15 protein-coding genes and 2 pseudogenes are annotated in these 15,074 nt (G+C 35.9%); 14 read left to right on the top strand and 3 right to left on the bottom strand.

Features of this window, described 5'->3' with window-relative positions; genetic code table 11:
* Window positions 1-70: 70 nt before the first annotated feature.
* On the top strand, window positions 71-196 hold the full coding sequence (locus tag EEL30_05400) for a hypothetical protein (GenBank protein ID QDX95676.1): 126 nt from the start codon (window positions 71-73) through the stop codon (window positions 194-196).
* Between the two features lie 315 nt (window positions 197-511).
* Here EEL30_05400 and EEL30_05395 read toward each other — a convergent pair.
* Window positions 512-1,336 (bottom strand): annotated as a pseudogene (locus EEL30_05395) (hypothetical protein).
* Window positions 1,337-2,093: 757 nt separating this feature from the next.
* Between EEL30_05395 and EEL30_05390 the strand changes: the two are divergent.
* The 4 genes from EEL30_05390 to rlmH all read left to right on the top strand — a co-directional run bounded on the left by EEL30_05390 (window position 2,094) and on the right by rlmH (window position 4,154).
* Window positions 2,094-2,576, top strand: a complete 483-nt coding sequence (locus EEL30_05390) for a hypothetical protein (protein ID QDX91850.1) — start codon at window positions 2,094-2,096, stop codon at window positions 2,574-2,576.
* A gap of 90 nt (window positions 2,577-2,666) precedes the next feature.
* Window positions 2,667-3,086, top strand: coding sequence for a DUF4288 domain-containing protein (locus tag EEL30_05385; protein ID QDX91849.1), 420 nt, complete (start codon window positions 2,667-2,669; stop codon window positions 3,084-3,086).
* A gap of 349 nt (window positions 3,087-3,435) precedes the next feature.
* Complete coding sequence (locus EEL30_05380; GenBank protein ID QDX91848.1) at window positions 3,436-3,669, top strand: CxxH/CxxC protein; 234 nt, start codon at window positions 3,436-3,438, stop codon at window positions 3,667-3,669.
* Window positions 3,670-3,674: 5 nt separating this feature from the next.
* Window positions 3,675-4,154, top strand: a complete 480-nt coding sequence (rlmH, locus tag EEL30_05375; GenBank protein ID QDX91847.1) for a 23S rRNA (pseudouridine(1915)-N(3))-methyltransferase RlmH — start codon at window positions 3,675-3,677, stop codon at window positions 4,152-4,154.
* On the opposite strand, the gene EEL30_05370 is transcribed toward rlmH, so the two are convergent.
* Window positions 4,126-4,485: a hypothetical protein gene (locus EEL30_05370; GenBank protein ID QDX91846.1), complete on the bottom strand. Its 360-nt coding sequence runs from the start codon at window positions 4,483-4,485 to the stop codon at window positions 4,126-4,128. The genes rlmH and EEL30_05370 overlap by 29 nt on opposite strands.
* A gap of 504 nt (window positions 4,486-4,989) precedes the next feature.
* Between EEL30_05370 and EEL30_05365 the strand changes: the two genes are divergently transcribed.
* The 4 genes from EEL30_05365 to EEL30_05350 all read left to right on the top strand — a co-directional run bounded on the left by EEL30_05365 (window position 4,990) and on the right by EEL30_05350 (window position 8,088).
* Window positions 4,990-5,439 carry a hypothetical protein gene (locus tag EEL30_05365; protein QDX91845.1) on the top strand — a complete coding sequence of 150 codons (450 nt, stop codon included), beginning with the start codon at window positions 4,990-4,992 and terminating at the stop codon, window positions 5,437-5,439.
* 487 nt (window positions 5,440-5,926) lie between these two features.
* The gene (locus EEL30_05360; GenBank protein ID QDX91844.1) at window positions 5,927-7,216 is read left to right on the top strand and encodes an XRE family transcriptional regulator; all 1,290 of its coding nucleotides are present in this window, start codon (window positions 5,927-5,929) and stop codon (window positions 7,214-7,216) included.
* Between the two features lie 469 nt (window positions 7,217-7,685).
* A complete protein-coding gene (locus EEL30_05355; protein ID QDX95675.1) occupies window positions 7,686-7,817 on the top strand; it encodes an aspartyl-phosphate phosphatase Spo0E family protein in 132 nt (43 codons plus the stop codon).
* The gene (locus EEL30_05350) at window positions 7,789-8,088 is read left to right on the top strand and encodes a hypothetical protein (protein QDX91843.1); all 300 of its coding nucleotides are present in this window, start codon (window positions 7,789-7,791) and stop codon (window positions 8,086-8,088) included. The genes EEL30_05355 and EEL30_05350 overlap by 29 nt, the downstream gene beginning before the upstream one ends.
* A 60-nt stretch (window positions 8,089-8,148) precedes the next feature.
* Here EEL30_05350 and EEL30_05345 read toward each other — a convergent pair whose 3' ends face one another.
* Window positions 8,149-8,334, bottom strand: a complete 186-nt coding sequence (locus tag EEL30_05345) for a hypothetical protein (protein QDX91842.1) — start codon at window positions 8,332-8,334, stop codon at window positions 8,149-8,151.
* Between the two features lie 87 nt (window positions 8,335-8,421).
* Between EEL30_05345 and EEL30_05340 the strand changes: the two genes are divergently transcribed.
* The 5 genes and pseudogenes from EEL30_05340 (at window position 8,422) to EEL30_05320 (ending at window position 14,978) form a co-directional block, all read left to right on the top strand.
* On the top strand, window positions 8,422-9,132 hold the full coding sequence (locus EEL30_05340) for a hypothetical protein (GenBank protein ID QDX91841.1): 711 nt from the start codon (window positions 8,422-8,424) through the stop codon (window positions 9,130-9,132).
* Window positions 9,133-9,661: 529 nt separating this feature from the next.
* Window positions 9,662-11,005 (top strand): transposase, encoded by a 1,344-nt coding sequence (locus EEL30_05335; protein QDX91840.1) that lies wholly within the window; start codon window positions 9,662-9,664, stop codon window positions 11,003-11,005.
* 400 nt (window positions 11,006-11,405) lie between these two features.
* The gene (locus tag EEL30_05330) at window positions 11,406-12,749 is read left to right on the top strand and encodes a transposase (protein ID QDX91839.1); all 1,344 of its coding nucleotides are present in this window, start codon (window positions 11,406-11,408) and stop codon (window positions 12,747-12,749) included.
* A gap of 211 nt (window positions 12,750-12,960) precedes the next feature.
* Window positions 12,961-14,466, top strand: coding sequence for a hypothetical protein (locus EEL30_05325; protein QDX91838.1), 1,506 nt, complete (start codon window positions 12,961-12,963; stop codon window positions 14,464-14,466).
* A gap of 151 nt (window positions 14,467-14,617) precedes the next feature.
* Window positions 14,618-14,978 (top strand): annotated as a pseudogene (locus EEL30_05320) (hypothetical protein).
* Window positions 14,979-15,074: the final 96 nt, after the last annotated feature.

Genomic DNA, 15,074 nt, shown 5'->3' with positions numbered 1-15,074 from the left:
CTAGCTCCTTAACGTACGATTTTTTCCGTTTCGTGAGGTGACCCCTAGTTGAACGTGCTCTCCAAGATCAATTGCATTAAGCATTCTCATAAATGGCATCATTATATGGAACACCGTATATTTAAGTAAAGCTGTAGAAAAGTTAAAAAGTACGTATGGATTTAATGAAGAACTATTAAAACTAAGAATGCGATAAAATCATCATTTGGAAATAAAAGTAAGATTATGACTCATTTTGCATGTATCTCGGCTGTACCCGTATTAGGTCTATTTTTCATTTTATATGGAACCCATTATATTGAAAAATAAAAGGAGCGCGGGCCCCTTCTCTACGTGAAACAAAGAGAGAAGCCCGCGCCTTTTGTTGCATGGTTGACCTTTGGACAATCCCAAACTGTCCCTCGGTCAGATTTATTACGATGGAAAACAAGGTTCGTTATTTTTTCGAATCATTAAGTACATGTTCTACCTTTTTATTTAGATCATTCTTAAGATTGGAATTTGTTGTGAATCCATTTTTTTGATTAAATTCTATTTGAGATTTCGTTTCGGCTTCAATGATGACGTCAAGCACCTGTTGCCTCGAAACATTTTTAGTGGCCGCAATGTCGAAAATGGATTTACCTGTATCCAATTCCTTTTTCAATGTGGAAGCATCCATTCCCAGTAATTTAAACAATTCTTCATTATTCAGGTAGTTTGCAGCAGGTCCATTAAAATCCGAATTCGCCGGTGCTGTAGGTCCACCTCCGATCATAGAAACACTGATTGTATTGCCCTGAACAAATACCTGGTAGAACGGTGTTTTTGATCCCTTTTCGGTGTAATTCAACATAAACGTTTTTTGATCCGGGTTCTCCATTTGCTCAATAGCAACCTCGTACTCTTCGATGTTGCCATACATTTTATCAATGAGATCATTTACCTTCGCTTTGATTTCCTGATCGGTTAAAGTAATGAGTGACTTCTCCTTAGGCTCCCAATTCTCTTGAATCACGTGTTCAATCTCACCCGTACTACCGTTTGTATGGAGGGTAATCTTTTTGCCGGTTCCTCCTTTTTCCTGTAGGACGATGCTTGTTTGGTTCACTTTGATTAAATCCCCTTTGGATACATCACCTTGAACGTTGCTTGCATCGACAATCTCAAACGATTTTGTTTCGGGAAATGCGAGATACAGCTTCTCCAGTGTTGCTTTACCAACCTCATCCACCTTGACTTGTTCTGAAGTCATTGGTACTCGAGTAAGCATTTCAATCACGGCAGGGGCCGCAAATGCCGCGGTTGGAATCAAAATCGCAGCAGCAACCATTCCACCAATTAATCGTTTTTTCATAGTGAATTCGCTCCTTTTTGTTGCAAATAGTGAGAATAGGATTGTTCTATTCGTTTGGAAATGGCCGGCGGACACTCCATCGTTTCTGCCTCTTCGTGCAGATGTTCACGGATTTTGCGTTCAATAGTCATTGATCTCTTCCATCCTTTCCAGTGGGAGATTCCCAAAGTTTTTGCGATGAAAGGTGGCATCGTACATCGTATGAAACGCCTGTTCTTCACCCTCTTTCATTTTTATTAGTAATTGGTATATTCTTCATTTTCCATTCAGAGGGCCCCTCCTGAATAAGCAGCTTACACACTATATTGTCTTTTTATCGAAAAAAAGTTCGGTTCACATCTTATTTTTTTTTTGCAAAATGAAATGCCCCGTATGGCAAAGCACGAAAAAAGGCTACATCCGCTTATCAAGGATTTTAAAATTAGGGGTGTCTTTCAGTCAAAAAATTGACTTTTGAGACAGCCCCTTTTTTGTTTTGAGGAGGTAGCATTTTCCTTAGCTTGATGGGCATGTGGCGGTACCCCGTAATGCTTATTATCGAGATGTGGAAGTAAGTATAGGCTCATTAAATAAACCTTCGTCATTCTCTACGCCACTAATCCTAACTGTTAAATTAAAATACCCTCTTTTCCAAATCGAACTGATTAGAGGTTTTTTGCTACCTAATCGTTTTATTTTATGGATAATATTGTAAATTTATAGTTAGTATAGTAATATATCCGTATATTTGAAATATATGAAAAAGAGGAAATGATTTATGATAAACAAAAAAATAATTAAAGGTATTGCAATTTTAACTACTGTTGGGTTTCTAGGGGGTGCTATAGCTCCAGCAAGTAGCGCATTTGCCCAAGAAAAAATGTCTTCTCATTCTAAAAAGACAGTTACAAGAGTACCTGTAAGTAAACCAGCTTCTAAACCACAAGGGGTACCAGCAGTAGTAGCAGTTTATGCTATCCCTGGTGTCGGAGAAGTTGCCCTTTTAGCTACAGGAGCTATTGCAATTGGTGGTGCCATTTATTATGCAGGATCATGGCTTTATGATGTATTCCAATCGTGGTTCAAAGCAGATACAGCTGATGATATAATTTCATCTAAGAAAAAAGGATCCATTAGAAGAGAATTCCCTACTGAATGGCTAGATAAAACGTTAGATGAAATTGAATCAGCAGCTCAACGTGGGGATAAAAATGCGAAAAAGGCTAAAAAACTATTGACAGATAAACGATTCGATAAGTAATAATGGTGTTGCTTATACCCACTCTAGAATTTAGGGTGGGTTTTACTTTAATATACCTAAAAGTTGTTAGTTACGAGAGGAGAGATTTGTATGGAAAATGTTTTGTCGAATGAATGCCGAATGAAATGGTATTCAGTAAAAGTTCTTTTTGAATCTATTCACTCAGGGGGTCCACTTCCTGATAAAATAAATGCAGACTATTATGTAAGTAAAGAGAATAAACTTTTTGAAGAAAGCATCATAGTAGTTAAAGCTACAGACATAGAACAAGCCTGTAAATTGGCAGAAGAATATGCAAAAAAGGCCGAACATGAATATCTAAATTACTATGGTGAACAAGTTAGGGATCAATTAGTATGTACATTGCATGCTTTTGAACTTAACGATTTGGAATTAACAACTGGGGTAGAAGTTTACTCAAGATTTATACATGCAACAAACAAAGAAACCACTAATGAAATTATTAAAAGGTACTACCCTGAGGCTTTATATGGAGAAGAAGAACAATAGTAGAATTATCATGGATATATAAAGACGATGAGGATTTTGAGCTATAAAGAAAGCCGGTTACACCCCTAACATGGTGAAAACCGGCTATTTTTGTGTCTTGATGTCTTTAACGTTGGAAATCCGCGTTTTGCTGGCGATATCTTGACTGGATAAGAAGAGCCAACCTCTTTGTTTTTGGGACAGCTTATCAAAGAGCTTCCTTTTTTATGTTCAACCACCTTTGATTCAGTACTCATCTGGGGTAGACTAGGAGAGTGAGAAATACAAGCAATTTGTATATGAATCTAAAGTCGATCTTTTAACCGAGTAAGTAAGAGACGATTTACTATAAAGCGAGGGTAAATACATTATGGCAAAAACAATCGTTATTCAGGGAAAAGAAACACCACTTCACGAAGAGCATCCAATACGTGTGAGCTGTATGGAGCATATAGAAGTCGAGCTAGATGATTACGTAAATTATCACGACGTTGCGCCAGATACGTTTTCAGTGGACGAAGTAGAACTAGGGGAAATCTCATCTACCTGCATGGAATGTAATCAACCAGGCAAAATTGTGTTATTGCATGTGAAGGGAATGTAGGAGAAGTGCAAATTACGATTATTACGGTCGGGAAGCTAAAAGAGAAGTATTTAAAAGAAGGCATCGCCGAGTATACGAAGCGTCTGACGGCTTATTGCAAGATGAATGTCGTCGAAGTAAGCGATGAGAAAGCTCCAGAAGAACTAAGTGCAACGGAAATGGAGCAGGTGAAACGCAAAGAAGGCGAGCGGATATTAGCGCATATTAAGCAGGATCATTATGTGATTGCGCTGGCTATTGAAGGGCAGATGTGGTCATCTGAAAAGCTATCTAGTGAAATGGACAGGCTGGCGCTGCACGGACGTAGTCAGGTGGCGTTTGTGATTGGCGGTTCGCTGGGGCTGGCAGATGAGGTGTTGAAGCGGGCGGATGCGCAGTTGTCATTTTCTAAGATGACGTTTCCTCATCAATTGATGCGGTTGGTGCTGGTGGAGCAGGTTTATCGGGCGTTTCGGATTAGTCGGGGGGAACCATACCATAAATAGGCACAAGGTTTATGGGGAGAGATGTATCGAAGAACAACTCAATGTTCTCGATACAACGCTCTTTAATATTGTTAGAAAATTTTATTGTAATACGATTGATAATCGAGTGCAGTAAATCTTTTTGTCTCTCAGGTGATACGTTAAAAAGTACCTGTGAGAAATTAGTAAGAATGTTTTGTATCTGATCTACCGAAACCTCTCTTATCGTAGGTTTGGATAATTCATATGTGACGGTTTCCTTTGTTTTTTTGAGGGTTGCAAGTTCCCTTTCATACAGCGCAAGCTTCTCTTTAACGATATAAGAAGAAACCTTGTCTCTCTCAAAGAGCATGAAATATTTTTGAATGTTAGCCTCTACTTTACTTATCTGTTGGTCTGTATAAGAAAGTTGTGGACTAGTGGTTCTTTATGTGTTGAAATTTTATAGTTAACCTTTTGTATAATACCATTAAGAATTTGTTTATAAAGTAAGCTATCCTACATGGATGGCTTTTTTTGTTTCATGATGACTGAAATAGCTTCTTGGAAGGGGGATAGTTTACATCCATTCAGCATGTGCTTGTTCCAATATGGGGCTGAACACTTCCATAGCGCCACCCTAGATGAAAAATTCACGATACGACTAATAGATGCCATCATAACGTCTTCATCCCTCTTCTCATTGAATAGCTCTTTGCTTCGTTTTTATTTCTAACTATTAAGTTCATCTAGACTCCATTTTAACTACAGATAAACTCCAGAATGAACTGATACATTATAAACAACGAAGGATATGAACATATGAAATTCACTTCATACTCTTTAAAAACACCAAACACTTAGGAGGAATTTCTCAATGAAAAAGAAACTAATGGCAACTACAATGGTTCTTGCTGTATGCGCTATGGCAAGCTCTGCTTTTGCATCTCAAGGTGTAACTGGTCAAATCAAAACAAATGTAGGTACTCCCTCAAATGTAAGTATCTCAAATGGAGTTAACTCAAATGTAGCTAACTTTGGTGCAACTGTAACTGTGTCTAAAACATCTACTGCTGAGACAGCTAAACAAATAGGAGTTACCGAGAAAGAATTACTGGCATATTATGCAAAAGATGCTAAACTTAATGTAAATACACCTAATAAAATTAAAACACTAGCAGAAAGACAAGCAGAAATAAACAGTTTTCCTGCTAGTTCACATAGTGAAAAATTAATTAAACAATGGGAACAAAAGAAACTGATGGAGTTAATTAAACAATCGCAACAATGGGAACAGCAAATGATCCAAGTGATTAATAAAAAGTAGAGAATTTAGAATTGTTATGAGATAAGCTATCCTGAATGGATGGCTTTTTTTGTTTTAGTTGAACCCATTGACTAAAGGAGGGGGGATATTCTACATTCACACCCTACCCTCAAATATTCATACGGGACTGAACACTTCCATAGCTCCATCCTAGATGAATAATTTACGTACGATAATAGATGTTATCATAACGTCCATCCCCCTCTTCCCTGATATCTTTTGATAAAACATACATTTTATCAGATGCTTCTTCTAAGATATCTAGGGGGGATTTATGACCGTTTAAAGCTATGGTTTGAATGTTTATGACCTAGCACATTGTCTCCCCAACTTTCAAAATTTTCCTTCAAAAATGCTCTGATAATAAAAAATAAATCAATCTATTATTTTTTATTGTTATTTACAAAAATATACAATAAAGTTAGAATTGGGTTAAGATTAATAAAGGATGTAATGATACTACTGATAAATTGGGAAGGGGATTAACATGATTGTAAGCCTAACTTTCACAACATTGGGGGAGCTGATAAAAGGGAAAAGAACAGAGATGGGTATTAGTCTGTCGGAACTGGGGAGAGTGTCAGGAGTTAGTAAGGGGGTCTTATCGAAGATTGAATCTGGGGAAACGAAACGTCCAGAGCTTCGGACATTAAAACCGATTGCAGATGTTTTAGAAATCCCTTATGAAGAAATCATTGAACGCTATATCGATGTTGAACACCGAATTGATATCCTAGATCATTTGCTTTTAGAATCGGTTGAAATTTCTAACATATCACTAACCACTAAAGTGGCACAACAGATCATGAAATCCCCTAGCATGGATACATATTTAATATTAGAACATCTGCATAATATTGCTGGTTCAATCGTAAACAATGAAGCAAGGCAAGTAATATATAATGTTATTATTAAATACGCCAGATTACATGGAGTGCCAAAGTATATAGCTAAAGGGCTATTGCAGAAATACTTGATTGAGAGAACGGATTTAAAGCATCTTGAAGATTCCTTTAAAATTGGAGAAGAGATCCTGCATTACATAGACTTCTTAGATCAAGAAGAGAAGATCACGCTTTACTATAAAATGTCGTTTGATGCACATGATATTAATAAGTATGAAAAGTGTATTGAATTCGGCAAGATGGGACATGCCGAAGATAAAACAGACAATGAGGTAAAAGAAAGGGTTGCTTTAGCGATTTGTAATTCCTACTTCCGAATGAATAACTTTTTAAGTGTAGAAGAACATCTAGAGATGTATGAGAGGCTAGACTATCGCTTTATAATTGAGCGAACAAAAACTTTTCGTTCAGTTATACTGTCGAAAAAGGGGGAATATCAGGAAGCTATCCCTTTATTAAAAGAGTGTGTAGAAGAAGCAACAAAAAATAACCGAATTCATAGAGTCAATGAGCTATTAGAGGCATTACTCAACATAAATGATGTAGATTCAGTCCAGGAGATTATAGAAAAAGAGGAAAAGAACTTTCCATTTGATTTTAACAACGTTTATAATTTTTCTGGATTAGGAAAGTACTTTAAATATAAAGGTACGTTTCTTGTAGACTGTGGCTTGTTTGATGAGGGAATGGAGGCTTATCTCCAAAGTATGCACTTCTATAGCAAAATTAATGATCGGAAAAATATTATGGAGTGTCAAGAAGATATATACAAGTATCACTGTGAGAAAGCAAAACAATTGGAATTACCCCTTCTGAAAAAGCTAACGGGAGTATATAATATGGTAAATAAAGGAGAGGAAAGGGAGGAATAAGTAATGAAGAAATATTTAACCATTATCACAACTGGTTCACTAGTATTATTTACGCTATTCACTGTAGCTAATTATAATAACTCAGAAAATCATGTAGTCTACAGTAGTGTAAAAGCATATGTTGATAATCCACAAGGCTGATGTAACATCGTGTATTACCCCCTTTAGAACGCTATAAATTTAGCGTTCTTTTATTTGTGATATTTTGTCGAAATTTGTAGATCGTATTACATTTTTTTGAATGAAGGAAATTTATAGTACATATGGTAAAATAATACACACAAGGAAGGAGGTGTCTGTTATTAGCCTATGCTTTTTAACAATAGAGAAGGGCGTTCCCGTTAGTTTGACGACCATCGGAACACCCCCACCTTGAGCAACAAAAAAAGTTACTCAAGGATATTCTACCACTGATTTACAGGATAAGAAAACAGAAAATTTTCAATTAGAAAACAATTTACAGAAGCTTATAGAAGTCCTCCGTAAAGAGTTAGAGCATCGGTATTTCAAAAAAGGTTCCTTTTTACATCCAGAAGTATTGCATATTAGTCAACAACTAGATGAGTACATTGTTGTCTTTCAAAAGCTTACAAAACGCTAAACTGGTTGTCGATGAGAATACGCTGTACGGGAACCTTACGAACCCCTTTGGGGCATATAAACAGCCGTTTTTCAGCTATTCCTTTAAGACGCTAGAGGGGGTTTCATTATGTTGGTATGGGGTGACTCCTATCAAGAAATTGAAATTGATAGAGCCAGCTAGAATATTACGAAAACAAGAATTAAAACTAGAATGGTCTGAACGCCGACTTGAGTTAAAAAAAGAAGCTAAGGACATCTTGCTTGAAACAAAACAAAAAGGAACGAGATGATTAACAGAAGATAGATCGTTTTATCTTCTCCAATTATAAGCATTCCTTTTTGCTCCAAATTCATTTTTTTCTAAATAAACTAAGTATAAATTCACTAATAAATCCAACAAGTATACTGCTAAAAATAACAGCTACTACTGCCCAGAAATATGAATTTACACCTTTTGTTGGGATGTTGATGATTAAAATCAAAAAAGTTATAACCATAACAATTATTGATATTTTACTTAGTTTAACTGTTTTCATAAGTAGAACCCCTTTCATCAAACATTGATAATTAACAAACATATTACCATTTTTATTATTAAATGCCAATTTAAGGAGGAAATAACAATGAAAAAAATGGCTTCAGCGCTAGCTCTATCACTTGTCTTGGGGACTACCTCGTTGGTGGGTGCTAATTCGGCACTGGCAACTGAGAAAAAACCAATTGATCTAGGAGAAATCCGTGTTGGTGAGAGAGATAATTTGAATCAGGAAAAGCTAGATAATTTAACTGACGAAGAAAAAACGCAAATTGTTGAGGAACATATCCTCAAAAATGGACAACTGATTCAGGCTCTTGACTCTAAAGAAATAGAAAAAGCTATGAATACAATTCAAAGCGAAGGTAACGAGAGATTTGTATTTGAGGATGGAAGCTCCATTTCTATTAACACAGGGGCAGAAACTACAAGTAGTCAAACGTTAGTACCAAATAAGTCCGATAGCACCAGTAGTAAAACCGCTAAAGTAGACTATTTAATCGAGAGTTGGACAGGCTTAGATTTAGCTGAGTATACCTTATATCAAGATTTTAAATATGACGGTAAAAAGGTAAAATCATGGTCTACTCCTTACTCTAAATATTGGGCTTTGCCTGTAATTAGTCAGTGGCAACTGGTAAGTGAAAACTACAACACTGACACCGATGCTGTAACGACAGGTGGTTCAAAATTTAGATTTGGTCTCTGGGAAATAGCTACATTCCAAACAATTAGCGTCAAAGGAACTCTTGAACTGTACAAAGATGGGACTTACAAGGGCTGGTTCAAAACATTATAGTCATTCTCTCAACTATGACCAATCCGGCAAGTCTCTCATAAAAGACGAGTACCGATTATAAACGTTATACAAACAAAACGTCCGAATCCTAAAATTCGGACGTTTTTACTTTGTTAAATAAGCCCTGTGTGTTAGTTGTAAGATTAATCAACAAAGTGTAGCCTTTTCATTAATAGAGGACTAGTAACTAATAAAAATACCCATGATTCTTGAAATATAGAGGATTCATGGGTATTCTATTAGTATTAATGTTTCAAACAGTAATAACTACCTTCTGCTCATAACAAACTATGTTCTTAGATACGGTACGGTGAGCCTTATCATAAGTAAATGAGGTTTAGGGATTATTCGATGAAACCTTATTAAGTGATTTAGTTGGGCTGTTTTTGTTATAATTAACTATATGAATCAATTTCATAAATCAGAGCCCTACGGGCCCAAGAGTTTTTGAGCATAGAAAAAGGAGTACCTCCCCAAATCTCTAATAAGTTAAGTGCGACCCAAACTTAAGAGGTGGTGGTGACTCCCAATGTCTATTATAAAACAAGGAAGCCTATTTGATATACAAGAATTATTCGACTTAGAACCTCCCAAACGTTTTGAGGCTATTTTCTCCACTCTTGACATTGAACCGCTTCTTTTCTCTATTTCCAAAAAGTCGATATATGGTGCTCCTACCGAGTTGAATTATGCTGCCATGCTATATTCTCTGGTCGCTCGAATCGTAGAACGAATTCCCACTGTGAAAGATTTACGAAAACGACTAAAACATGACTTTATCTTTCGAATGGAATGCGGTTTTCTGTTTTCTGACAATCTTCCTTCCGAGGCATCGTACTCTCGTCTCGTTCAGAAGCTTTCTGAAACAGCACACCTCGATAAAGTCCAAGACAAGTTACTGTTGCAAGCGATACAGGAAGGGTTCATAGGCGATGAAGCAATTGCCATCGATGCAACCCATTTTGAATCCCGTGATCGAGGTGTGGCAAAAGAAAAAAAGACGAAACCAGAATTGAAAAAACGCGGACGTAAATCAAAAGCAGAAAAAGATATCTACGACAAGCAAAAGCAAGAAAAGGAAGCCCAGAAGTCCTTATATGAAAAAAACATTGTAGCTCAATTGGATGTGACGTTGGAGGACCTACGGTCCCAAGTTCCTATCAAACCTGCTTGGGGAATAAAGAAAAATAGTGATGGAAAGAACATGTTTTGGTTTGGATACAAAGCTCATCTTGCAGTCAGTACGAAAAGTCAATATATTCTTTGCTCCCTCATGTCCTCTGGAAGTATGAACGATGGGAAAGCAGCGATTCCTTTGTTGAAAGGAATTCAAACTGTACTGCCCAATCACATGCGATATGCAATCATGGATGCGGGATATGACTATGTCCCGATCTATCAACAAGTCGGACGAATGAACGCACAAGCGATTATTGCTTACAACAAGCGGAATGAAGGAGAAATGGTTGGATTCGATTCACATTTTGCGCCAACTTGTGTCCGAGAATGCTCTTATCGTTACGACAGTTATGATAAGAAGTACAAAACGTTGAAATTTGTACGGCCAAAAGAATGTAAAGACTGTCCATTGAATCAGGATTCTCTCTGTCAAAAAGTCTATAAAATTAAGGCTGAAACCGATCTTCGAAAGTACGCCGCGCCAGCCAGAGGAACAAAAACGTGGGAAGAACTATATGACCAGAGAACAGCCGTAGAGCGAGTACATGCTTATTTGAAGGAGTTCTTTCAGCTAAACAATGTCCGATATCGCACAGGAAAGAGGGCAAAAGTCCATTTTGACTTGGTTACTCTTGTTTATAATGCTTCCAAGTTAGCAGTGGATCGAATTCGTAGGAACTGGCAAGTAGGATGAAAGTAGCAGCTTAATTTTTTCAAAAAAACAGCATTAATCCCGTAGGGATAGTCTAATTATTTTTGGAAAAAGCCTTTATGAAATTGATTCATATATATGAGTATTTGGGTGGTGTTGATAGTTTTGTCAAAGAAAATGGATAATTCTCAGTTGATTGCAAAACAACTAATAAAAAAAAGCTTTGAAGAGAGTTTATTAGAAAATGGAATAACGAGTATTAGTAATGATGCCCAATTTAATAGTATGTTACATAATTATTTTGAATTCTTTTCAGCTGAATCAATTTCATAAATCAGAGCCCTACGGGCCCAAGAGTTTTTGAGCATAGAAAAAGGAGTACCTCCCCAAATCTCTAATAAGTTAAGTGCGACCCAAACTTAAGAGGTGGTGGTGACTCCCAATGTCTATTATAAAACAAGGAAGCCTATTTGATATACAAGAATTATTCGACTTAGAACCTCCCAAACGTTTTGAGGCTATTTTCTCCACTCTTGACATTGAACCGCTTCTTTTCTCTATTTCCAAAAAGTCGATATATGGTGCTCCTACCGAGTTGAATTATGCTGCCATGCTATATTCTCTGGTCGCTCGAATCGTAGAACGAATTCCCACTGTGAAAGATTTACGAAAACGACTAAAACATGACTTTATCTTTCGAATGGAATGCGGTTTTCTGTTTTCTGACAATCTTCCTTCCGAGGCATCGTACTCTCGTCTCGTTCAGAAGCTTTCTGAAACAGCACACCTCGATAAAGTCCAAGACAAGTTACTGTTGCAAGCGATACAGGAAGGGTTCATAGGCGATGAAGCAATTGCCATCGATGCAACCCATTTTGAATCCCGTGATCGAGGTGTGGCAAAAGAAAAAAAGACGAAACCAGAATTGAAAAAACGCGGACGTAAATCAAAAGCAGAAAAAGATATCTACGACAAGCAAAAGCAAGAAAAGGAAGCCCAGAAGTCCTTATATGAAAAAAACATTGTAGCTCAATTGGATGTGACGTTGGAGGACCTACGGTCCCAAGTTCCTATCAAACCTGCTTGGGGAATAAAGAAAAATAGTGATGGAAAGAACATGTTTTGGTTTGGATACAAAGCTCATCTTGCAGTCAGTACGAAAAGTCAATATATTCTTTGCTCCCTCATGTCCTCTGGAAGTATGAACGATGGGAAAGCAGCGATTCCTTTGTTGAAAGGAATTCAAACTGTACTGCCCAATCACATGCGATATGCAATCATGGATGCGGGATATGACTATGTCCCGATCTATCAACAAGTCGGACGAATGAACGCACAAGCGATTATTGCTTACAACAAGCGGAATGAAGGAGAAATGGTTGGATTCGATTCACATTTTGCGCCAACTTGTGTCCGAGAATGCTCTTATCGTTACGACAGTTATGATAAGAAGTACAAAACGTTGAAATTTGTACGGCCAAAAGAATGTAAAGACTGTCCATTGAATCAGGATTCTCTCTGTCAAAAAGTCTATAAAATTAAGGCTGAAACCGATCTTCGAAAGTACGCCGCGCCAGCCAGAGGAACAAAAACGTGGGAAGAACTATATGACCAGAGAACAGCCGTAGAGCGAGTACATGCTTATTTGAAGGAGTTCTTTCAGCTAAACAATGTCCGATATCGCACAGGAAAGAGGGCAAAAGTCCATTTTGACTTGGTTACTCTTGTTTATAATGCTTCCAAGTTAGCAGTGGATCGAATTCGTAGGAACTGGCAAGTAGGATGAAAGTAGCAGCTTAATTTTTTCAAAAAAACAGCATTAATCCCGTAGGGATAGTCTAATTATTTTTGGAAAAAGCCTTTATGAAATTGATTCAGCTAGCTTAATTTTAAAGTCATTTGATCTAAGTGACGAAGAATTAGAAAAAGGGATAGTAGGCAGTGGGAATGATGGAGGATGTGATGGACTGTTTTTGTTTGTAAATGAGGAGTTAATTATGGACGATACCCCTTTAGGAAATATAAAAAAGAATCCTACACTCGATGTATATATTATTCAATCAAAATTTGAAACATCTTTTAGAGAAAGTGCATTTAGCAGTTGGAAAAGTATTGTTGATAATCTTTTTTCTTTAGAATCATTTCAGCATAATGATTTTTCAAAAAGGTATAACAGTGATGTATTAGAATTTTTCGAAAGATTCCATAACACTTTTTTAAACTTAATTACTAAATCACCAAAAGTAAATTTTAAGTTTTTTTATACAAGTATTGGTAATGAAGTGCATATTAATGTGCAACAACAAGCTGATGAGATGATGGATAAATTAAAAGTATTATACCCTAGTCCAAATACTACTATCAGTGTAGATTATATTGATGCTCAGAAAATCCTCGCATTATATGATGCACCTTCGAAAACGGAATTTGTTTTGCACATCTCTGAAACTCCTATAATTGTACAAGAGGAAAAAGAATATATAGTTTTAGCTAATTTAAAACAGTACTTTGATTTTATAACTAATGAGAATAACAAATTAATAAAACATATTTTCGAGGCTAATGTACGAGATTATCAAGGGAATACAACCGTCAACAAAGAAATTGCAGAAACTCTAAGTCAAAGTAATTCGGTAGAAGATTTTTGGTGGCTAAATAATGGGATAACGATGTTAGCAAGTAAAATAGATCAGAAATCTACAAAGGTGTTTGAGATAAAGAATCCTGAAATCGTTAATGGATTACAAACATCTACAGAGATATTCAACTACTTTATTTCCAAAGAAAAAGAGGACTTAGAAGAAAATAGAAAAGTTTTAGTAAGGATAATAGTTCCTAATAATGAAGCTTCTAGGGATAATATTATCTTAGCTACTAATAGCCAAACAGCTATTCCTAAAGCTATTTTGAGAGGAACAGATAGCATTCACAGAGAGATTGAAAGCTACTTGAAAACTAAAGATTTATTTTATGATAGAAGAAAAAACTTCTATAAAAATGAAGGAAAACCCAAAGATAAAATTATTAGTATCCAGTTTCTTGCGCAGTGCCTAATATCAATTTTATTAAAGAAACCAAACTATGCTAGAGCGAGACCCTCTACACTATTAAATGACGAAGATACATATAATCATTTGTATCTTAATAATAAAATTCTAGATAGTTATTATAATGCTGCTGTAATAGGAAAAAAAGTTAAAAACTCAATCAGTAATTTGGGTTTATATTCTGTGAGTGAGCAATCCGATATTTCATTTTATGTAATGTATGTTTGTGCAGCCAAAATTGTAGGTTCTTTAGATATTACACCTGAACAGTTGAGTAGAATACAATTAGAACAGTTTACTGAAGAAAACATTAAAGTGTGTACCGAATATGTTTACAAAAAATATATAAAACTAGGTGGAAATAATAAAGTAGCAAAAGGAACTAACTTGATTGAAGAGATTTTACAGGATGAATTTATAAAACCTCATACAACTGATAATCTAGTAGGAATTTAGGTAAAGTATAACCTCGTTTAAATACACCACGGAGAACCGTATCACAAATAGGTAAAATATGGTATTATAATGGTAGTAGCCTTGTTCTCAAGGCTACTTGTTTTATAAAAGAATGAGTATATCTGAAATGTGAGAAAGGAATATCGTCTATATGAATTTAATGGAACAAAGGATATCCCAAGGGTTTGCTATTTGCTATAACAATTATTGTGATGTTTATCCCGAATTAGAACAAGATGGCAATATTTTTAAGGAAATTGGAACCATTCTACAGAGGATATACTCCAAATTATCAAGATGGAAATTAGTCATGGAGAATGGATAATACCTAATGACAATATACTGATAATCGATTTAGGATGGATTCACATTTAAGCGGGTAATATAGATTGGTAGTTGCCAATAAAAAATGGGATATTTAAAAAGAAAAATGTTCAAAGAACAGATATGAAATTAAATCTACATTAGAAGAATGGATGGAATCATTACATTCAAAACCTAATTGGCAATAAAGTAGAAGTTTCTTTAAATTAAGTGAAATGAAATATAAAGGAAATATATACCGGTATGATTTTGGTACTAATAATCTAGTGACAAGGTATAATATC

This window comes from Brevibacillus laterosporus (assembly GCA_007833815.1).
Taxonomy (GTDB): Bacteria; Bacillota; Bacilli; order Brevibacillales; family Brevibacillaceae; genus Brevibacillus_B; species Brevibacillus_B laterosporus_D.
This window is presented reverse-complemented; position numbering and strand designations above follow the sequence as displayed.

Excerpts from the sequence above, each read along its gene's own strand:
- EEL30_05380 (QDX91848.1), top strand. The coding sequence starts at position 3,436 with ATGGCAAAAACAATCGTTATTCAGGGAAAAGAAACACCACTTCACGAA.
- EEL30_05345 (QDX91842.1), bottom strand. The coding sequence starts at position 8,334 with ATGAAAACAGTTAAACTAAGTAAAATATCAATAATTGTTATGGTTATA.
- EEL30_05330 (QDX91839.1), top strand. The coding sequence starts at position 11,406 with ATGTCTATTATAAAACAAGGAAGCCTATTTGATATACAAGAATTATTC.
- EEL30_05390 (QDX91850.1), top strand. The coding sequence starts at position 2,094 with ATGATAAACAAAAAAATAATTAAAGGTATTGCAATTTTAACTACTGTT.
- EEL30_05385 (QDX91849.1), top strand. The coding sequence starts at position 2,667 with ATGGAAAATGTTTTGTCGAATGAATGCCGAATGAAATGGTATTCAGTA.
- EEL30_05335 (QDX91840.1), top strand. The coding sequence starts at position 9,662 with ATGTCTATTATAAAACAAGGAAGCCTATTTGATATACAAGAATTATTC.
- EEL30_05365 (QDX91845.1), top strand. The coding sequence starts at position 4,990 with ATGAAAAAGAAACTAATGGCAACTACAATGGTTCTTGCTGTATGCGCT.
- EEL30_05325 (QDX91838.1), top strand. The coding sequence starts at position 12,961 with ATGGACGATACCCCTTTAGGAAATATAAAAAAGAATCCTACACTCGAT.
- EEL30_05360 (QDX91844.1), top strand. The coding sequence starts at position 5,927 with ATGATTGTAAGCCTAACTTTCACAACATTGGGGGAGCTGATAAAAGGG.
- EEL30_05370 (QDX91846.1), bottom strand. The coding sequence starts at position 4,485 with ATGCTCTTTGAGAGAGACAAGGTTTCTTCTTATATCGTTAAAGAGAAG.
- EEL30_05340 (QDX91841.1), top strand. The coding sequence starts at position 8,422 with ATGAAAAAAATGGCTTCAGCGCTAGCTCTATCACTTGTCTTGGGGACT.